Genomic DNA, 21,705 nt, shown 5'->3' with positions numbered 1-21,705 from the left:
GGCCCCACCGGTACCCCCGGCGCCGATGAGCAGAGCTTGACCGCCCGCACCCCCAAGTCCGCCGATGCCGGCCGGGGCATCGCCGCCGGCGCCGCCGGTCCCGCCGCTGCCCAGCAGCCAGCCACCGTTACCCCCGGAGCCGCCGGTGGCACCTGCCGCACCGGTGCCACCGGTCCCGCCGTTGCCGATCAGACCGGCGGCCCCACCTCGACCGCCCGCGGGGTGGGAGCCGCCACCGGAACCGCCACTTCCGCCGTCGCCGAACAACAGTCCCCCGGCCCCGCCGTCGGCGCCGGTCCCCGCGCCGCCGTTGGTGCCGTTGCCGATCAGCGGGCGCCCCAACAGCAGCTGGGTGGGCAGGTTGATCAGGTAGAGCAGATCGTCGATCGGCCCCTGCAATACTGCGGCGGCAGCGGCCTCAGCGCCGGCATATGCCCCCGCCGCGGCGCTGAGGGCCTGGACGAATTGGCTGTGAAACGACACGGCTTGGGCGCTCAGCCGCTGATATGCCAGCGCGTGCGCGCCGAACAGCGCGGCAATGCCGGCAGAGATCTCGTCGGCGCCGGCGGCCAGAATCTCGGCTGTCGGAAGTGCCGCCGACGCACTGGCCGCACTGATCATCGATCCGATGTTCGCCAAATCCGTTGCCGCCGCACCTACCAGCTCCGGCGTCGCGAAAACAACTGACATTCACACCTCCCGACCGCGTTGGCCAGGCAAAGCGTAACTCCGCACAAGCGCTAATCAGCGGCTTCCACCACGGTGGAGTGTCACCAGCTGACCGGTAGCTCCTTCATCCCGTAGATGTCGGCCTCCTTGAACCTCAGCTCATTTGGCGATACCGCCAATTTCAGGCCGGGCAGGCGCCGCGCCAGAGTGGCGAACGCGACCTGCATTTCGACGCGGGCCAGGTTCTGTCCGATGCACTGGTGCACTCCGTAGCCGAAACCCAAGTGGCCCCGAGTGTTTCGTTCGACGTCGAAGATCTCGGGGCTGTCGACGAATTCGGTGTCCCAGTTTCCGGCCGGCAGGTTCATCACCACGAACTCGCCAGCGCGGATCAATTGTCCCGCGAGAGTTAGGTCTTCGGTTGCCACCCGATCCACCTGGCTGTGCACGATGGTGAGGTAGCGCATCAGTTCTTCGACTATGTTGCCGATCACGACTCGGTCGTCGGTTTGCCCCAGCCGCCGGAACACATCGGGATTCTCAAGCAGCGCAACGGTTCCCAGCGAAATCATGTTTGCGGTGGTTTCGTGGCCAGCCTGCATCATGATCACACTGGTCATGGCTGCCGTCTCGCGGTCGAGCTGACCGGTGGCGACATATTCGGTGACGAGTCGGCTGATCAAGTCATCACCGGGCTCACGCTCTTTGCGCTCTACCAGCTGCTGGATGTAGACGTACATCGCGCCGAAGGCTTGGGCTTTTTGTTCGTCAGTGGATTTGGTGTCCAATCCGAGGGTGGTGTGGTGCTGGAAGAGCCCGAGGTCTTCGGGCGGCACTCCCAGTAGCAGCGCGATGACCAGCGAGGGCACCGGCAGCGCAAAGTCACGAACGACGTCGGCCGGCGGGCCCTTGTCGATCATTGCGCCGAGATACCGGTCGACCAGTTGCTGGATCTGCGGTCGCATCGCTTCGGTGCGCCGGAAGGTGAAGTTGCCGGTTACCATCCGCCGCAACCGATGATGCTCGGGATCATCGACCCGAGCGAACATTATCGGGGCGGTGTCGCCGGAACCTGCGGGCTTGATGGCAGCCGGGATGGTGTCGGCGGACAGGCGCGGGTCAACCAGCGCCGCCCTGATGTCCTGGTAGCGGCTCACTGCCCAGGCCGGCGCACCGTGGTACATCACCCTTCGCAACCCGGCGTCTTCGCGCCAGCTGGCAAATTCGGCGGGTGGCGCCAGCGGGCACTGCGCGGCGCGTGGGACGGGGATGGTGGGAAGCGCCGTCTCAGCGGGGAATTCGGAAGTGGTTGACATCACCGGCTTTTCCCGTTAAGTGTCAGTTAGCTGCCAATTGTCCGAGCCTAGGACTTCCCGTATTGGCAGTCAACTGTCAGTTAGGTGGACCTGATGACGGCGCTCGAGGATCGGCCGTTGCGCGCGGATGCGGCGCGCAACGTCGGCCGCATGCTGCGCGCGGCCAGAGACGTCTACGGCGAGTTGGGGCCCGACGCACCCGCCGAGGCGATTGCCCGGCGCGCCGGGGTCGGTGAGCGAACCCTCTACCGCAGGTTTCCCAGCAAGGCCGATCTGATCCGGGCCGCCCTGGACCAAAGCGTGGCCGAGAATCTCACGCCGGCGATCCAGGAGGCCCGCCGCTGCGACGACCCGCTGCGCGGTCTTGCGCAGTTGCTCGAAGCCGCGATCTCGCTCGGCGCCCGCGAGCACCATTTGCTGACCGCGGCCTACCGGGCCGGGTCGCTGACCCCTGACATCTCGGCCGAGCTGGACGAGGCGCTCGGCGAACTGGCCCGGCGCGGCCAGCAGGCCGACCTGGTGCGTGCCGACCTGGTTCCCGACGATCTGCCGCGACTTATCGCGATGCTGCACAGTGTGCTGTGGACGATGGACTTCGGCAGTGACGGCTGGCGGCGCTACGTCGCACTGATTCTCGACGCGATATCGACCGGCCCGCGCCGGCCGCTTCCCCCGGCAGCGCCGTTCCGCTACGTACCCGAATCGAGCGGTTGGCCGCTATGAGCAGCGTCAGGCAGTTCGAGCACATGAATTTCACCGCTCGTGCCGTCGACCTCGATAAGCGCGCCGGGCGGCAAGAATCGAGTGGCACCCTGCGCATCGACCACGCACGGAAAGCCGAACTCGCGGGCCACCACGGCCGCATGTGACATCGGGCCGCCGAGTTCGGTCACCACCGCCGCCGCGTAGCAGAAAGCGGCGGTGTAGCCGACATCGGTGACCTCGGCGACCAGAATCTCACCGGGCTCCAGGTCGTCGATGGTCTCGGGACGCACGATCCGCACCCGACCGCGCACCTTGCCGCCGCAGACACCGACTCCACGCAACGTGTCCCCGGCCACCAGGGCCGGCGCGGATGTGGTCGACGGCTCCCACTGCCCGCTGAACACGGTGGGCGGAACGACGGTCATCAGCCTGGCTTGCTCGGCGCGGCGCCGGGCCACCAGCTTGGCGACGTCGGTGGGAAGCGCATCCAGCTCGTCGACCAGTAGATAGAACACGTCGTCGGGGGTGTCGAAAACGCCTGCGTCGGTCAGTCTGCGCCCATACTCGCGCAGCAGACCACGCAGCACCCAAATAGCACGGACCATCTTGTCGCGCCGGACCTCACGGTCACGCAGTTGGCGCGCAGCCAGCAAAGCAATCGGCCTGGCCTGCAACGGAATTGACGGCTGGTGCGATTGCGGAGCCGGCGCGGCGGCCAGCGTCTTGGCCACCATGCGAACCAGCAACTCGGGATTGTCGGCGTAGCTGGTGGACAGCATCTCGACCTCGGCGGGGCCTCGGTGCCCGATCAGTGCCAGCTCTGCGCGCACCGCGGCGTGAAATTCCGGTGCTTCGACGGCCAGCTTGTCCAACCGCTCCCCCGGTTCGGCCAGCAGACGCAGCACCGCCGGGTCGCGCCGCGCGGCGAGCACCAAGCGCTGCATCGCTTCCACCGATCGGGCGCTGACCAGTTCCGGCCCCGCCGCCGGGGCGGTGTCGCGTCCGCACAACCCGCGCAGTAAGACGTTGAACGCCGCGCACAGCATGAATGACCCGGACGCCAGCAGCCATCCGTGCACCACGTGGTCGCGGGCCAGGAAGATCAGGCTCAGCAGGCGGCGGTCATCGAGCTTGGCCAGTTCCTCGCCGGCGAGGTTGCCGGCCAGGCGTTCCAGGCGATCGACGTCCTCGAGGTAGTCGCGGGTATCGCGGGTAGAGCCCGCGCTCAGACCGACGAGGTTGACACCGAACACCCCGATGTTGCGCACGGTGCGCAACTGCCTGCGGATCCGGCTGGATTCCGACGGCGGACGTTCGGCTCCGAATATCGGTAGCGAGGCCATGCTGGGCCCGAAGAACCCGCTGTTGCTGACGATGGTCGCGGGCTTGGCGAAAGGCACGGTTTCGGCCATGAAATGCGCCGAGGTGATGGCGCCGTAGAGCCGGTGGGCGAACACCGCGACGGTGCGCATGGCGATCTCGCGCTGCACGATTCCGCCCGGCCTTAGCCGCTCGGCGATCCCCACGCCGCCGGCGCGCAGACCGCGGACGGTCACCGACGCCGACGACGGCGAGAACGGACCGGGCAGCGCTTCGGACAAGTTGGTGGCAAGAAAGGTCGGGAAGCGCGGATCGATCGGGGTGTCGAATTCGCCGTTATCCGCTTCTGGGCCGGCCAATTCGGGAACCACCCCGTCTTCAGCCGGGGCATCGACGGCCGGCAGGTCCTGGATGTTGGCTAACCGCCAGGGCAGCGATATCACCCGCTTGCCCAACGACACCCGGCCACGTACGGCCAACGCGAAATCCTGCACGGCTTCCTCGGCCGACCAGGCCGGCCGGAAACCCCACTCGTCATAGAGGCGTGCGGTGTCGAGTATCGGAGCGCTTTGCACCAGTTCGAGTTGGGCGAACGCTGTCGCCCGCCGCCTTAGCAACGTGGCACCCGGCGGCACGATCGGCCGCGCGAGTATCGCGGCGATCCGACGAAACGTGAGCGCACCCGGGGCGGCGAGATCGACAACGCCACTGTCGAGTTCACGATCGAGGAGGGCACGGATCAACAGCCGCAGCGCGTCGTCGGTGTGCACCACCTGTACGACACGATCGACAGCTTCACCGGGGTACATGGGCAGGGCAAACAGCGTGCGCACCCAGTTGTCCACGTTTCGTCCGACGATCAGCGCGCTGCGGAGCGCGACCCACTGCAGCCCCGAGGCCGCCAGCATGTCTTCGACCCGAGCTTGCTGGCGCCCGTCTTCGGACGTCGGATCGTAGACGTAGGCCGAGCTGGTGAAGACGATGCGCCCGGCTTTGGTTTCGGCCATCGCCGCAAGGACGTTGTTGGTGCCGTCGATGTTGACCTGGTGGCTGATGCGGTTATCCGGTCCCAGGCTCCTGGCCCACGCGCAGTGCGCGACGACGTCGGCCCCCGCTATCGCGCGTGCGACCGCGCCCGCGTCCCTGATATCGGCGGCGATGAAATCTGCTGAGCTGTGCCAGCTTTCGGGCCGGTGACGGGCGATACCACAGACGTCATGGCCCTGGCTGAGCAAGCGGGTGACGAGACCGCGGCCGAGTACGCCGCTGGCCCCGGTGACCGCGATTCGCACTAAGCATCCTCGTCGTTCATGAACGCCGCGTTGACCAGGGCGTCGAGATCCATGTCCGCGATGTCTTCTTCGTTGGTGTGCGCCGGGTGCGCCGCCTGGCCGTTGGCGTCGGTTTCATTTGCCAACGCCAGCAACAGATCCAGCACTCCAGCCTGGCGCAGGCGCTTGACCGGAATGGACGCGACGACGCGCTGCAGTTCGGCCTCTCCGGGTGCGGCGGGCTGAACCTCCTGGACAGAGCTGCCGAGGAGTTCTCGGTGCATGTAGCCGGCCAGCGCGGCCGAGTTCGGGTAGTCGAAGATGAGCGTGGGCGAAAGCGCCAGACCGGTAGCGGCTTTGAGGCGGTTGCGCATTTCGACGGCGGTTAGCGAGTCGAAGCCCAGCTCCTGGAATGCCCGGTCCGGATCGATCGCCTCGGCGCTGGTGTTGCCGAGCACGGTCGCGATGTGCGAGCGCACCAGTTCGAGCAGGATTGCCTGCTGCTCGTCTTCGGGCAGGCCGTCGAGGCGTTGCAGCAGAGCCGATTTCGACTTGGCAGCGGCCAGCGAGTCGTCCACCTGGCGCCGGGTCGGCGCGTTGATCAAGTCGACGAACATGGGGGGCAAGGTGCCACCGTCGAACTTGACCCGCAAGGCGGCAAGGTCGATGTGGGCCGGGACCATGAATGGTTGGTCGACAATCATCGCGGTGTCGAGCAACCCAAGAGCTTCCTCGGAGGACATCGCCGTGATGCCGTCGCGGGCGAACCGTTTGAAGTCGACGGTAGCCAGCCCGCCGGTCATGGCGCTGGCCTGATCCCACAGGCCCCACCCCAGTGAGATGGCCGGCAGGCCGTGCGCCCGCCGATGTGCGGCCAGTGCGTCCAGGAACGAGTTCGCGGCCGAGTAGTTGCCCTGCCCCGACGATCCGACCAGACCGGCCATCGACGAGAACATGACAAACGCGGACAGGTCCAGGTCGCGAGTCAACTCGTGCAGGTTCCAGGCCGCGTCCACCTTGGCGCGCAGTGCCACTTCCATCTGCTCAGGCGTCATCGTCGTGACGACGGCATCGTCGAGCGCGCCGGCGGTGTGCAGTACGGCCGACAACGGTTGCTGCACGGGGATATCGGCGATCACCTTGGCCAGCGCCGCCCGATCGGCCGCGTCGCAGGCCACCACCTGCACCTGCGCACCAGCGGCAGTCAAATCGGCCACCAACTCCGCGGCCCCCGGCGCGTCCGGACCGCGCCGACTGAGCAACACCAGCTGGCGCACCCCATGGCGGGTCACCACGTGACGCGCCAGCGCCGAACCGGCCATGCCGGTGCCACCGGTGATCAGAACGGTTCCGGCCGCCCATGCGTCCGGCATATTCATCACGACCTTGCCGACGTGGCGGGCCTGACTCAGGTACCGCAACGCCGCTGGCGCCCGTCGCACATCGAATGTGGTTACCGGCAAGGGGCGCAGCACGTCGTCGGCGAACAGCGCGGCCAGCTCGGTGAGCAACTGCTGTATGCGGTCCGGCCCGGCCTCGAAGAGATCGAAGGCGCGGTAGCGCACACCCGCGTGCTGCTCGGCGACCACGACGGCGTCGCGGATGTCGGTCTTGCCCATTTCCAGGAAGGTGCCGCCGGGTGCGGTCAGGCGCAGCGAGGCGTCGACGAAGTCGCCGGACAGCGAGTCCAGCACCACATCCATGCCGCGTCCGCCGGTGGCGGCAAGAAACTTCCCCTCGAAGTCCAGAGAGCGCGAATCACCGATGTGATCGTCGTCGAAGCCCATGTCGCGCAACGTGTTCCATTTGCCCTTGCTGGCGGTAGCGAACACCTCCAGACCGAGATGACGGGCCAGTTGGACGGCGGCCATGCCCACGCCACCGGCGGCGGCGTGCACCAATATCCGCTGCCCGGGCTGCACCGAAGCAAGATCGGTCAGCGCGTAGTAGGCGGTGGCGAAGACCACCGACGTGGTGGCGGCGGCCGTGTGCGACCACCCTGCGGGAACCTTCACCAGCAGCCGATGATCGGTGGTGGCGATCGTTCCGGTGCCGTGCGGGAAGAGGCCCATGACCCGGTCGCCCACGTTGAAATCGCTTGTGGTTGTTTCGAGGACGACGCCGGATGCCTCGACGCCCATGACCGCGTCGGGATCGGGATAAAGACCCAGCGCGATCATGACGTCGCGGAAGTTGGCGGCAACCGCTGACAATGCGACTCGAACGTGTCCGGGTTCCAGTGCGGCGTCGGCGTCGGGAATCGGTTCCAGCCGCAGGTTTTCGAAGGTGCCGGCGCTGCTCATGCCCAGCCGCCATGGCCCATTCCCGGGTGGCATCAGGATGGAGCTGACCGCACGGCTGCCGTGCACCCGGGCGGAGTAGACCTGCCCGCCGCGCCACAACACCTGGGGCTCGCCGACCGCCAAAGCCGCCGCTACGGCCGTATCATCCAGGGCCGCATCGGTATCGATCAGCACGATCCGGCCGGGATGCTCGGTCTGCGCCGACCGGACCAGTCCCCATACCGCGGCACCCGCCAGATCGGTGACATCTTCGCCCGGCAGCGCCATCGCGCCTCGGGTGGCCACCACGAGCGTTCCCGCCCCATCACGGGACAGCCACGTCCGCAACACCTCCAGCACCGAACGCGTGGCCGCGTATACCCCCGTCACGACCTCACCCGCGACCGGTTCTGACTCGAAGACGACAGTTGCGTCCGCAGCGGTATCGATTGCACCCCAAGGGATTAGCGGCACTGGTTCGACGTCGGCGGTGGGCTGTACTGACCACAGCACCTCGAACAGGCGGTCGGGTCCCGACCCGGATACCGCTGCCCGCAACTGCTGGTCGCTCACCGGGCGGGCCAGCATCGAAGCCACCGAAAGCACCGGCAGGCCCAGCCCATCGGCTACCTCGATCGACACTGCAGACGGGCCCACCGGTGCAATTCGCGCACGCACGGCCGAGGCTCCCGCGGCGTGCAGCGACACGCCCTGCCAGGAGAACGGAACCAGCATCGATCCTTCGGGGAGTTCTGCACTATCTGCGCTCAGGATCACCGCGTGCAGCGCCGCGTCCAGCATCGCGGGGTGGACTCCAAAGCCGGCCACCGACACTCCCGCGTCCGCGGGCAGTGCCACCTCGGCGAAAACCTCCTCGCCGCGGCGCCACATCGCGGTCAATCCACGGAATGCCGGACCGTAGCCGTAGCCGCGCTCGGCCAACTGCTCATACCCGTCGCCGATTTCGACCGCGACCGCGCCGACCGGAGGCCACACCGACAAGCCGGCCGCCGGGTTCGCCGTTCCCGCGCTCAAGGTGCCCTCGGCGTGCAACAACCAACCGGCTCCCGCCTCCGTCCGGGAATAGACCGAAACCCCTCGTGCGCCAGTCTCATCCGCTCCATCGACCACGACTTGCACGGCTACCGAACCGGTTTCAGGCAACACCAGCGGCGCGGCCAGCGTCAGCTCGTCAACCACCCCGCAGCCGACTTCGTCGCCGGCGCGGATCGCCATTTCGACAAAGCCCGCGCCCGGGAAGATCACCACGCCACCGATCGCGTGATCGGACAACCAACCCTGCGCGCTGGGTGAAAGCCGGCCGGTCAGCACGACTCCACCCGACGCCGGTAGTTCCACCACTGCGCCCAGCAATGCGTGCTCGCTGTCCTGAAGACCCAGGCCGGCCGCGTCGGCCGCCGCCGCGGCACCGGATAGCCAGAACCGCCGTCGCTCAAAGGCATACGTCGGCAACTCGACGAAGTTGGCCGGTCCGATGGCCGCTCGCCAATCCAGGCCGGTGCCCGCGACGAAGGCCTGGGCGACCGCGTTGGTCAGGGTCGTCGGTTCGGGACGGTCTTTGCGCAGCGCGGAGGCGGTAAGTACTGCCCCGTCGGGCAGCGACTCTTCGATTGAAGCCGCCAAACCACTGCCGGGGCCGACTTCGAGAAATCGAGTCGCGCCGGCCGACTGTGCGAAACGGACACTGTCGGCGAACCGCACCGCTTCCAGCACGTGCCGCTTCCAGTAGGCCAGGGAGGCGAAGTCGTCGCCGGCCAGCTGCCCGGTCACGTTCGAGATGACCGGAATGCTGGCCTGCCTGACGGTGAGTCCGGAAGCCACCGTTCCGAATTCGTCGATCATCGGTTCCATCAGTGGCGAGTGGAAGGCGTGTGAGACCGCCAGTTGGTGGACGCGCCGACCGTCAGCACGCAGCTGCTCGGCAATACCGATCACCGCATCTTCGGCGCCTGAAATCACCACGGAGGCCGGGCCGTTGATCGCCGCGATGCCGACCGCGTCGGTCAGCAACGGCCGCACTTCGTCTTCGGTGGCCTGTACGGCAAACATCACCCCACCAGCCGGCAGCGCCTGCATGAACCGGCCGCGCGCGGCGACCAGAACCGCGGCGTTCTCCAGCGACAGGACGCCGGACACGTGTGCGGCCGAAATCTCACCGACCGAATGACCCATCACGAAATCGGGCCGCATACCCCAGGATTCCAGTAATCGGTACAGGGCGACTTCCACCGCGAACAGCGCGGGCTGTGCGAATTCTGTTGTGTTGAGCAGGTTCTCGTCGTTGCCCCACATCACCTCGCGTAGCGGGCGCAGCAGGTGCTGGTCGAGTTCGCCGACGACGGTGTTGAACGCCTCGGCGAACACCGGGTATCCGGCGTGCAACCCCCTTCCCATGCCAAGGAATTGGGAACCCTGGCCGGGGAAGATGAATACGGTCTTGCCGCCCGGCTGGGCGACCCCACGGACCACGCTGACGGCATCGTCGTCGGCCAGGTCGTCCAGCCCGGCAAGCAGTCCGTCGCGATCACCGCCGACGATGACCGCACGGTGCTCGAAGGACGACCGGCCCGCCAGCGACCAGGCGACGTCGGCAACATCGACCCCGTCATGGGCACGCACATACTCGGCCAGCCGCGCCGCTTGCGCCCGCAACACCGGCGCCGATTTGGCCGATACCACCCAGGGCAGCACGGGTCTGGCCGGCCCGGGTTCCGGTTTCGGTGCAGCGGGCGCGCACTCGACGATCACGTGCGCGTTGGTGCCGCTGATGCCGAACGACGACACTCCGGCCCGGCGCGGCCTGCCACCCGCGGACTCAGCTGTCCAGGGCTGCGGCTGCGTCAACAACGACACCGATCCCGCCGACCAATCAACGTGCGGACTCGGCTCATCCACATGCAATGTCGCTGGCAACAACTCGTGGCGCATCGCCTGCACCATCTTGATCACACCCGCCACCCCGGCCGCCGCCTGGGTGTGACCCATATTCGACTTCACCGACCCCAACCAGAGCGGTTCGGCCCTACCCTGCCCGTAAGTGGCCAGCAACGCCTGAGCCTCAATCGGATCGCCCAGCATGGTGCCGGTTCCGTGGCCCTCCACCGCATCCACATCAGCGGCCGACAGCCCGGCATTGGCCAGCGCCGCACGCACCACCCGCTGCTGCGAAGGACCGTTAGGCGCGGTCAGCCCGTTGGAGGCACCGTCCTGGTTTATCGCCGAACCGCGCACCACCGCCAACACCGGATGACCCAACCGCTGGGCATCGGAAAGCCGCTCCACCACGAGCATGCCGCCGCCTTCGGAGAAGCCGGTGCCGTCGGCCGCGCCGGCAAATGCCTTGCAGCGCCCGTCGGCCGACAACCCACGCATGCGGCTGAACTCGACGAAGATGTCGGGAGTGGCGTTGACGGTGACACCGCCGGTCAAAGCCAGGTCACATTCGCCGGAACGTAGCGACTGCACGGCCATGTGCAGCGCCACCAACGACGACGAGCACGCCGTATCCACTGACACCGCCGGGCCTTCCAGACCGAGCACATACGCCACCCGCCCGGAGGCCACGCTGCAGGACTGACCGGTCAGCCGGAAGCCCTCCAGCTCTTTACCGGCTCCTGCGCCGCCCGCCATTCCGTATGCCTGCGTCATCACCCCGGCGAACACGCCGGTGGCGCTGCCCCGCAATGCGCTCGGATCAATTCCGGCTCGCTCCAAGGCTTCCCAGGACAGCTCGAGGAACATGCGCTGCTGGGGATCCATGGCCAGCGCCTCGCTGGGCGCGACGCCGAAGAAGGCCGGATCGAAATCGGCGACGCTGTCGACGAAGCCTCCGGTGCGGGTGTAGCACGTCCCGGCCACATCGGGATCGGGACTGTACAGTTCGGCAAGGTTCCAGCCGCGGTTGCTGGGGAACTCGCTGAGCACGTCGCGGCCCTGAATCAGCATGTCCCACAGGTCTTCCGGCGAGTTCACGCCGCCCGGGTACCGACAAGACATGCCGACGATCGCGATCGGATCGTCGCCGGTGACGCGCACGGCGGGGGCGTGCTTGATCTCTTGCGGGACGCCGGCAAGTTCGGTGCGCATGTAGGACGCCAGCCCACTTGGGGTCGGGTAGTCGAAAATCAGGGTGGGTGAAAGCGACAGGCCGGTAGCGGCTTTCAGCCGGTTGCGCATTTCGACCGCAGTCAGCGAATCGAAACCCAAGTCTTGGAAGGCTTTGTCGGGGTCGATGCCCTCCGGCGTGACGTTGCCCAGCACGGTCGCGATGTGCGAGCGCACCAGATCCAGCAGCACCGCATGCTGTTCGGGCTCGGGCAGCCCGTGCAACCGGTGCGCCAGCGCCGATTTCGACTTGGCCGCGGCCAGGGAATCGTCAACCTGCCGTCGCGTGGGAGCATTGACCAATTCAGTGAACATCGGCGGCACCGCGACGGCATGGGCACGCAGAGCGGCCAGATCGATGCGGGCGGGCGCCAGGAATGGTTCGTCCACGATCAGTGCGGTGTCGAACAGTTCCAGCGCTTCTTCCGAGGACAACGCCAGAACACCTTCGCGGCCCAGCCGGGCCCGGCCGGCCTCGTCGAGCCCGCCCGTCATGGCGCTGGCCTGATCCCACAATCCCCAGGCGAGTGACATCGCGGGCAACCCATGTGCCCGCCGGTGCGCGGCCAGTCCGTCGAGGAAGCAGTTGGCGGCCGAATAGTTGGCCTGGCCCGACGAGCCCACCAGCCCGGCCATCGACGAAAACATCACGAATGCAGACAGATTCAGGTCACGGGTCAACTCGTGTAAGTTCCAGGCCGCATCAACCTTGGCCCGCAACACCGTATCGACGCGGTCCGGCGTCAACGACGAGATCACCGCATCGTCGAGTACTCCGGCGGCGTGAATCACTCCAGACAGCGGCCGCTGCACCGGGATGTCGGAGATCACCTTGGCCAGCGCCGCCCGATCGCCGGCATCGCAGGCCACCACCTGCACCTGTGCACCGGCCGCACTGAGCTCGGCCACCAACTCGGCGGCCTCCGGCGCGTCCGGGCCGCGCCGGCTCAGCAACGCCAGATGACGCACTCCGTGCCGCGTCACCACGTGGCGCGCCAGCGCCGAACCTGCCATCCCGGTGCCGCCGGTGATGAGCACGGTGCCGGCGGCCCATGCATCGGGCATCATCATGACGACCTTGCCGATGTGGCGGGCCTGGCTCAGATAACGCATCGCCGATTGCGCGCGTCGCACGTCAAAGGTGGTCACCGGCAACGGCCGCAGGACCCCTGCGTCGAAAAGCTCGGAGAGGTCGACCATGTACTGGTGCATGCGCACCCGGCCGGGCTCGAACAGGTCGAAGGCGCGATAGCGCACTCCGGGGTATTCCTGGGCGATCACGCCCGGATCGCGGATGTCGGTCTTGCCCATCTCCAGGAAGATTCCGCCCGGAGCAACCAGACGCAATGAGGCATCGACGAATTCGCCGGCCAGCGAATCCAGCACCACGTCCATCCCGGCCATGCCGCTCCTGCCGGTGACGCTGCGGAACTTCTCCTCGAACTCGAGGCTGCGCGAATCGGAGATGTGGTCCTCGTCAAAGCCCATGGCACGCAAGGTGTCCCACTTGCCCTTGCTGGCGGTGGCGAAAATCTCCAGACCCAGATGGCGGGCCAGCTGCACCGCGGCCATACCCACCCCGCCGGCGGCGGCGTGGATCAGCACCCGCTGCCCCGGTTTAACCTCGGCGAGTTGCACGAACGCCATCCACGCGGTGGTGAAAACGGCGGATATGGCGGCGGCTTCGGCATACGACCAGTCGGCGGGCATCGGCTGCAACAACCTGGTGTCGCCGGGGACCACCGTGCCGCTCCCGTCGGGGAAGAAGCCGTATACCGAGTCGCCGACAGCGAATTCGGTTACCCCGGGACCTACTTCGACGACCACGCCGGCGCCCTCGCCGCCGAGCAGGGCGTCGTGGGTGAACATGCCCAGGATGATCATGATGTCGCGGAAGTTGGCAGCGATGGCGCGCAGCGCTACCCGGACCTGGCCGGGCTGCAACGGCGCCTCGGCGTTGGGAACCGGCTCGAGCTGCAGATTTTCAAAGGTGCCCGCGCTGCTCAGGCCCAGCCGCCACGGTCCCTCGGCCGGCGGCACCAGGATGCCGCTGGCCGCGCGGCTGCCGTGCACCCGCGCGGTGTAGACCTGCCCGCCGCGCAGCAACACCTGCGGCTCACCGGTCGCCAAAACTTTGGCGACCGCCGTATCGTCAAGTGGCGCATCGGAATCCACCAATACGAACCGGCCCGGATTCTCGGTCTGCGCCGAGCGGACCAGCCCCCATACCGACGCACCGGCCAAGTCGGTGACGTCTTGTCCGGCCGGCGTCATCGCGCCGCGGGTCCCCACCACCAGCACTCCGGAGTCATGCTCGGTCAACCACGCTTGCACGACTGCCAACGCGGCGTGGGTACGCTGGTAGCTGCCCGTCACCGGATCTTCGTCAGCTACAACCGATTCAAAGATCTCGTAGGCTGGCGTGGCGCCGGCGCCAACCGATGTCGCCGGTGACCAGACGAGCTCGAACAGCCGGTCCGGACCAGAGCCCGACACCGCGGCCCGCAGCTGCTGCTCGGAGATCGGGCGAGCCACCATCGCGGCCACCGAAAGCACCGGCAGGCCCAGTCCGTCGGCGAGCTCGATCGAGACCGCGGACGGGCCCGAGGGCGCGATGCGGACCCGCACCGCCGACGCCCCCGCGGCGTGCAATGACACGCCCTGCCAGGCAAACGGCAGGACCAGTTCGGCGTCCTGGTGGGCCAGCACCGCCGCATGAAGGGCGGCGTCCAATAGCGCTGGGTGCACACCGAATCCGGCCACACCCCCGGCCGCGTCCGGCAGCCGCACCTCGGCGAACAGTTCGTCGCCGCGAGTCCACAGCGCGGTCAGGCCGCGAAACGCCGGGCCGTAGCCGTATCCGCGCGCCGCCAACCGCTCATAGCCATCGGCGACATCCAGGGCTACAGCACCGGCCGGCGGCCACACCGACAGGTCTGCGCGGGGTTCGATCACCCCCGAACTCAGCGTGCCCTCGGCGTGGCACACCCACACCGAGCCCTGGCCCGCCTCGGCGCGCGAATAGATCGAGACGCTGCGCTGGCCCGATTCCGCGGACGCACCCACAACCACTTGTACCGCAACCGAATTAGACACCGGCAGCAACAGCGGAGTCCGCAGCATCAACTCGTCGACCACCGAGCAGCCCACTTCGTCGCCGGCGCGCACCGCCAGCTCCACGAAACCAGCTCCGGGGAACACCACCGATCCGGACACGGCGTGATCGGCCAACCAACCCTGCAGGCTAGGCGACAGCCGGCCCGTCAATACCACCCCGCCCGAGGCGGGCAAGTCCACCACCGCATGCAGCAGCGGGTGCTCGCTGACGCCCAGCCCCAGACCGTGCGCGTCGGCCGCGATACCTTCACCGGCAAGCCAAAAGCGGCGCCGGTCAAAGGCGTACGTCGGCAACTCGACAAACCCGGCACCGGGCAGCGCGCCATGCCAGTCCACTGGAACACCGGCGACAAACGCGGCGGCGACCGACGACAGGAAGCGCTGCAGACCGCCATCCTCGCGGCCCAGCGTCGGAACGACGATGACCTCGGCATCGCCCTGACCGCACGCGTTGGCGGTGTCCTCGATGCCGGCGATCAGCGCGGGATGCGAACTGGATTCGATGAACGTGCGGTATCCGTGCTCGCAGGCGCGGCGCACGGCCTGGTCGAGCTGCACGGTCTGACGCAGGTTTCGATACCAGTATTCGGCGTCCAAACCCGCCGTGTCCAAACGGTTTCCAGTAACCGTGGAGAAGAAGACGGTCCGCGAGGATTGCGGCGCGATGCCGGCCAGCGCGTCGACCAATTCAGCGCGAATCGCCTCTACCTCAACCGAATGCGACGCATAGTCCACATCGATGCGGCGAGTGCGCAGTTCCTGCTCGGTGCACCGCTGGATGAGTTCGTCGAGAGCGGCAACCTCGCCGGATACCACCACCGCCGACCGGCCGTTGACGGCCGCGACGCCGATCCGATCGCCGAAGGGCGCCAACAACTCCTGCGCCTTCTCCGCACCGCACGCGATCGACACCATGCCGCCCGGACCGGCCAGTCCGGTCAGCAGCTTGCTGCGCAGCGTGACCACCTGCGCGGCGTCGCGCAGCGATAGTGCGCCGGCCACGTAGGCCGCTGCGATTTCGCCCTGCGAATGGCCGATGACGGCATCGGGGCGTACTCCGACCGACTTCCACAGTTCGGCCAGCGAAACCATCACCGCAAACAGCGCCGGCTGCACCACATCCACCCGGTCCAGCCCCGGCGCACCGGCCGTCCCACGCAGCACGTCGATCAGCGACCAGTCGACGAATTCAGCGAACGCCTCGGCACAGGCCTCCAGCTGCCGCGCGAATACCGGTGCGGTGTCGAGCAATTCGACACCCATGCCAATCCACTGCGACCCTTGGCCGGGGAACACGAACACGGTCTTGCCCGCCGGCTGGGCTAATCCGCGAATCGCGCTGACGGCGTCGTCATTGGCCAGTTCGTCCAGGCCGGCCAGCAACGCGTCCCGGTCGCCGCCGACGACCACGCCGCGGTGCTCGAACGTAGAACGGCTCGCCAGCGACCAGCCCACGTCGGCGATATCGACCCCGTCGTGGGCACGCACGTACCCGGCCAACCGCGCCGCCTGCGCACGCAACGCCGGCGCCGATTTGGCCGACACCGCCCACGGCACCACCGGGTGCGTGGGGCCCGGCTCCCGCGGTAGCGGCTCGGGTACCGACTCGACGATCACATGGGCGTTGGTGCCGCTGATGCCGAAGGACGACACTCCGGCGCGACGCGGCCTGCCACCTACGGACTCGGTTGTCCAGGGCTGCGGCTCGGTCAACAACGACACCGACCCCGCCGACCAATCCACATGCGGACTCGGCGCATCCACATGCAACGTTGCCGGCAACACCTCGTGGCGCATCGCCTGCACCATCTTGATCACACCTGCCACCCCCGCCGCGGCCTGCGTGTGACCCATATTCGACTTCACCGACCCCAACCACAGCGGCGCTCCACTGCGCCCCTGGCCGTAGGTGGCCAACAGCGCCTGGGCCTCGATCGGATCGCCCAACGTCGTTCCGGTTCCGTGGCCCTCCACGGCATCCACGTCGGCAGTCGTCAGGCCCGCATTGGCCAGCGCCGCACGCACCACCCGCTGCTGCGAAGGACCATTCGGCGCGGTCAGCCCGTTAGACGCGCCGTCCTGATTGACCGCCGTACCGCGCACCACCGCAAGCACCGGATGCCCCAACCGCTGGGCATCCGAGAGTCGCTCGACGACCAGGATCGCCCCGCCCTCCGACCAGCCGACCCCGTCGGCCGCGCCGGCGTAGGCCTTGGAGCGGCCGTCCGGCGCCAGTCCGCGGTGCCGGCTGAACTCGATGAAGACCGTCGGCGTGGCGTTGACGGTTGCGCCGCCGGCCAGGGCCAGATCGCACTCCCCGGAGCGCAATGACTGTACGGCCATGTGCAGCGCCACCAACGACGATGAGCACGCCGTATCCACCGACACAGCCGGGCCTTCGAGCCCCAGCACATAGGACACCCGGCCCGATGCGACGCTGGAGGTCATCCCAGTCAGTCGGTAGCCCTCGATCTCCTCAGCTAACATGCCGTAGCCCTGGACAATGAGGCCAGCGAACACTCCGGTGGCGCTGCCCCGTAGCCCACCCGGGTCGATCCCGGCCCGTTCCAGTGCCTCCCAGGACAGCTCGAGCAACATGCGATGCTGTGGGTCCATGGCCAGCGCCTCGCTGGGCGCGATACCGAAGAAAGCCGGGTCGAAATCGGCGACGCCGTCGACGAAGCCGCCGGTGCGCGCGTAGGTCTTGTGCCGGGCGTCGGGGTCGGGGTCATAGAGCCCGGCCACGTCCCAGCCGCGGTCGGCCGGGAAATCCGAGATCACGTCCCGGCCTTCGGCGACCATGTCCCACAGGCCCTCTGGGGAATCCACCCCGCCGGGGAACCGGCACGACATTCCGACAATGGCGATCGGCTCATTCGACCGCTCCAGCAGCGCACGATTGGTGCGCTTCAGGCGTTCAACCTGGACCAGCGCCTTGCGCAACGCTTCGGTCGCATGCTGGAGTTGATCAACCATTACTAACCTTGCCCAATCCTCGCCTACTTAGTCGTCTGCGACCGCCGGATGCGGCTCTCGCCGAGTCACCGACGTTGCTGCACGAAGCGACTTTCGTGCCGCGCCCCGACCCAGGATCTCGCTGGTGAGTATCGCCAACTCCGACAGGATTTCAAAACGTCCGACACTTCCGGCTGCCCGAGGTACGGCCACTCGGTACGCCGTCCACGGCGTGACTTTACCCGGCGACCCGCCATTTGACGGATACGTGCAGCTCAGAGCCCGAAAAAGCACCAACCCCGGCGGGCTGACGCGGGCTAGACGCCCACCCGCCGCCAGCCGTCAGCGGCCCGGGCGGCCTTCATCAATTCGTCGCACAGTTGCCGCAGTTCGGCCGCGCCGGCGCCTTCGTCGATTGCGGTCGCGACATCCTCGGCCGCGCATCGCACCTGGTAGACGCGATCTGACAGGTCGGCGGCCTCGTCGGCCGACAGCACCACCACGTCGGCGGGCAAGGCGGCGGCATCACCGCGGGTGATCATGGCCCGTTGCTCGTAGGCACGCTGGCGGCAAGATTGCCGGCAGTACTGGCGACGCCGGCCCATACCCGTGTCGGTCACGTCACGGCCACACCAGCGGCAGGGCTGCGGTCGGGCGCGCTGACGCTGGGCAAGACTCACGCCTGCCGACTTTAGTCGGATCAAGCCTTCGATCCCGGTATCATTAATGCTCGCGTCGCCCGCTGCGTCTCGGACCGGGAACTACACAGACGGTCGCGACGTTTGCCAAGCGGAGACAATCATCACAGAGCCTAGGAGCTCACCGGATCCAGAGGAGTAGCGGGAATGGCTGATCGCGTCCTGAGAGGCAGCCGGCTCGGAGCCGTGAGCTACGAAACCGACCGCAACCACGATCTCGCGCCGCGTCAGATCGCTCGGTACCGCACCGAAAACGGCGAGGAATTCGAGGTTCCGTTCGCCGACGACGCGGAAATCCCCGGCACCTGGCTTTGCCGCAACGGCATGGAAGGCACGCTCATCGAGGGCGACCTGCCTGAGCCCAAGAAGGTCAAGCCGCCGCGGACGCACTGGGACATGCTGCTGGAACGCCGCTCGGTCGAAGAACTCGAAGAGTTGCTGAAGGAGCGTCTAGAACTCATCAGGTCGCGCCGGCGCGGCTGAGCCCCGCCGCTTAACTGCGGTTGTGAGCGCGGGTGGCCCGAGCTTTGTCGAGCCTGCCCTCCACCCCCCAGCACGTGACCTTCACCAGCGCCTCGCGAATGTTGGAACCGCTCATCTTCGAGACGCCGATCTCTCGCTCGGTGAAGGTGATCGGCACCTCGACGACGATGAACCCGGCGTTCACCGTGCGCCAGGTCATTTCGATCTGGAAGCAGTAACCCTTGGAATCGACGCCATCGAGATCGATCGCCTCGAGTACTTCGCGACGGTACGCGCGATAGCCGGCGGTGATGTCATGGACACCCACGCCCAGCGCCAGCCGGGAATAGGTATTAGCCGTCTTGGACAGCGCGAGACGTCGCCACGGCCAATTGCGCACGGTTCCGCCGTAGACGTAGCGGGACCCGATCGCCAGGTCGGCTCCCGCGTCAACGGCTTCCAGCAGGCGATACAGCTGCTCGGGCGCATGACTTCCGTCGGCGTCCATTTCGACCAGTACTGAGTAATCCCGGCTCAGTCCCCAGCCGAACCCTTCCAGATACGCTGCGCCCAGGCCGTTCTTGACCGTGCGGTGCAGCACATGGGTACGGCCCGCGTCGGCCTGGGCCAGTTCATCGGCCAGCTGGCCGGTTCCGTCGGGGCTGTTGTCGTCGACGATGAGGACGTGCACGTCGGGGCAGGCGTCCTTCACCCGCCGGTGGATCAGCGGCAGGTTTTCCCGTTCGTTGAAGGTGGGAATGATCACCAGCACGCGCTGGCTGGGCCGATTGCCCCCGACCTGGGGCGCAGACTGGCCGGTGGTCATGTAGCTCCTTCATGTTGCCCGAAATCGGTGCGGCCGCCCTGGTCGGGCGGCGTGCCTTCGGCGGTCTCCAGGTCGCCGTCGGATTGGTTCCGATGCGCCGGACCCGCGTCCGCGGATTCACCCCGGGGCGCGTCCGACTCTTCGGATCCCCCCGCGGGCCTGGACCGCCGACGCGTGGGACGCGGGAACCACCCATTGTGCCGTATCGCGGCGAGAATGACCGCTCCAGCCGATCCAACGAGGATCCACTGCAGCAGCGGGGCCCACCGCGTGGCCGGAGTAATCCTGGTCTTGAGGCGCACCTGTGCGTCCAGATAGGCGGGCACGAAGAAGTCGGTGCGAGTCAGCTCGCCGCCGTCCGGGGCGATCACCGAGCTGATGCCCGTAGTACCGGCAACCAGGACATATCGGTCGTGCTCGACGGCTCGAACCTTGGCGAAGGCGAGCTGCTGCTCACTCATCGTCTGGTTGAACGTGGCGTTGTTGCTGGGCACGGTCAACAGCTGCGCCCCGTTGAGAACCGACTTTCGAAGCGCGCGGTCGAAGATCACTTCCCAACAGGTAGCCACCCCTACCGGCACGCCGGCGATGCGCACGACGCCGGTGCTTTGCCGCGGCACGATGTGTCCAGCCCGGTTGGCGTACCCGGAAAGATGCCGGAACAGCCACGGCATGGGCAGATACTCCCCGAAGGGCTGCACGATTTCCTTGTCGTGCCGGTCGGCCGGCCCCGTCACCGGGTTCCAGACGATCACCGTGTTGGTGATTTCCGGAGCGCGGCCCGGGACGTCGAGGATGGTGCCGACCAGGATCGGTGCCCCGATCGCCTCTGCTGCCTCCGAGATCTGCTGGGCGGCGTCTTGATTGAGCAGCGGATCGATATCCGAAGCGTCCTCGGGCCAGATGACGAATTGGGGTTGGGGGGCCAGCCCGGAACGCACGTCTTCGGCCAGTTGCGCGGTCTCCCGGACGTGGTTGTCCAATACGGCTCGACGCTGGGAGTTGAAGTCGAGGCCGAGCCGCGGCACGTTGCCCTGCACGATCGCAACGGTGACGGTGGGTTCGCCGCCTGATCCCGCACCCGCGTGCCGGACCTGCGGCCAGACGACGATGGCGGCCAACAAGACCAGGGTGATGCACACACCTGGAAGGACCACAGCCGGCGGTGGCGGACCGGCGCCGGGCGCCACTGGATCCGGTGTCCTGTCGGTACTGGTTCGACTGGTTTGCGGGTCGCGCGATAGGCCTCCGGACCGCCACCACTTCTCGATTTCCAGCGCGATAGCAGTCAAGCTGCTTGCCACCAGCACGATCGCGGTGGACAGCAGGGGAACTCCGCCCAGCTGGACCAACGGAAGCAGCGGACCCTCCACCTGACCGAAGGCGACCGATCCCCAAGGGAAGCCGCCGAACGGGAAGAGCGACTTGAGCCACTCCTGGGCGCCCCACAGCAGGGCGAACCAGATCGGCCAACCCGGCAGCCGGCGAACCACCACGGCGAGCAGTCCGAAAAGACCCGGGAACATCGCGGACGCCGTCGCCAGCACCAACCAGGGCGTGGCGCCGACCAGGATGCTGATCCACGGCAATAGCGGCACATACAAGAACAGGCCGAACAGGAAGCCGTAACCCAGCCCACCCACCGGCGTGGTGGCGCGGTGGGTCAGCACCCACGACAGCAGGGCGATGGCCACGACGGCCGCCCACCACCAGTTCCTGGGCGGGAAACTGCTGTACAGCAGAAACCCCGCCACGCCGCTGACAAGCAGTCGCGGCACTCGCGGTACTACGGCCGTCCGCACTGCGGGAAGTCTTGCCGCTATGCCGGCGCCGGCCACGACCGTCATCCGGCGTGCGGCGACGCCGAATCGGTTTGCTAAACCGGGCCCCCCGGCCGACCCGGCCGCTTCGGGTTCCGCGCTTTCCGGAGTTTGTGGCAAATCTTCTGGTGAGTCGTCC

At 67.5% G+C, this 21,705-nt stretch carries 7 protein-coding genes and 1 pseudogene; 2 read left to right on the top strand and 6 right to left on the bottom strand.

Annotation, left to right across the window (positions count from 1 at the left end; genetic code table 11):
* Positions 1-690: PE family protein (locus tag AWC27_RS14680; RefSeq protein WP_085671154.1), on the bottom strand; the 690-nt coding region annotated here is incomplete at its 3' end.
* A gap of 80 nt (positions 691-770) precedes the next feature.
* Positions 771-1,985: a cytochrome P450 gene (locus tag AWC27_RS14675; RefSeq protein ID WP_085671153.1), complete on the bottom strand. Its 1,215-nt coding sequence runs from the start codon at positions 1,983-1,985 to the stop codon at positions 771-773.
* 93 nt (positions 1,986-2,078) lie between these two features.
* Here AWC27_RS14675 and AWC27_RS14670 point away from each other — a divergent pair, with 93 nt between their 5' ends.
* Complete coding sequence (locus AWC27_RS14670; protein WP_085671164.1) at positions 2,079-2,708, top strand: TetR/AcrR family transcriptional regulator; 630 nt, start codon at positions 2,079-2,081, stop codon at positions 2,706-2,708.
* Here the strand turns inward: AWC27_RS14670 and AWC27_RS14665 are convergent.
* From AWC27_RS14665 to AWC27_RS31545, 3 genes are all read right to left on the bottom strand, one after another.
* Entirely contained in the window at positions 2,675-5,302 is a 2,628-nt protein-coding gene (locus tag AWC27_RS14665; protein WP_085671152.1) for a sugar epimerase family protein, read from the bottom strand. The two genes, AWC27_RS14670 and AWC27_RS14665, sit on opposite strands and share 34 nt — an antisense overlap.
* Positions 5,302-17,781 carry a type I polyketide synthase gene (locus tag AWC27_RS14660; protein WP_085671151.1) on the bottom strand — a complete coding sequence of 4,160 codons (12,480 nt, stop codon included), beginning with the start codon at positions 17,779-17,781 and terminating at the stop codon, positions 5,302-5,304. The genes AWC27_RS14665 and AWC27_RS14660 overlap by 1 nt, the downstream gene beginning before the upstream one ends.
* 296 nt (positions 17,782-18,077) lie before the next feature.
* Positions 18,078-18,440, bottom strand: a complete 363-nt coding sequence (locus AWC27_RS31545; RefSeq protein ID WP_139837003.1) for a hypothetical protein — start codon at positions 18,438-18,440, stop codon at positions 18,078-18,080.
* A 165-nt stretch (positions 18,441-18,605) separates the two neighbouring features.
* Between AWC27_RS31545 and rbpA the strand changes: the two genes are divergently transcribed.
* A complete protein-coding gene (gene rbpA, locus AWC27_RS14650) occupies positions 18,606-18,941 on the top strand; it encodes an RNA polymerase-binding protein RbpA (protein WP_083114870.1) in 336 nt (111 codons plus the stop codon).
* Here rbpA and lnt read toward each other — a convergent pair.
* Positions 18,920-21,593, bottom strand: a pseudogene (gene lnt, locus AWC27_RS14640) (apolipoprotein N-acyltransferase); the annotation flags it as partial. The gene rbpA and the pseudogene lnt sit on opposite strands and share 22 nt — an antisense overlap.
* Positions 21,594-21,705 lie beyond the last annotated feature (112 nt).

This window comes from Mycobacterium szulgai, assembly GCF_002116635.1.
Lineage (GTDB): Bacteria > Actinomycetota > Actinomycetes > Mycobacteriales > Mycobacteriaceae > Mycobacterium > Mycobacterium szulgai.
The sequence above is the reverse complement of the archived record's forward strand: the minus strand, read 5'-3'. Positions and strand labels throughout refer to the sequence as shown.

Bases quoted from the DNA above. Each gene is read 5' to 3' on its own strand.
- AWC27_RS14670 (WP_085671164.1), top strand. From the start codon at position 2,079: ATGACGGCGCTCGAGGATCGGCCGTTGCGCGCGGATGCGGCGCGCAAC.
- AWC27_RS14660 (WP_085671151.1), bottom strand. From the start codon at position 17,781: ATGGTTGATCAACTCCAGCATGCGACCGAAGCGTTGCGCAAGGCGCTG.
- AWC27_RS14675 (WP_085671153.1), bottom strand. From the start codon at position 1,985: ATGTCAACCACTTCCGAATTCCCCGCTGAGACGGCGCTTCCCACCATC.
- rbpA (WP_083114870.1), top strand. From the start codon at position 18,606: ATGGCTGATCGCGTCCTGAGAGGCAGCCGGCTCGGAGCCGTGAGCTAC.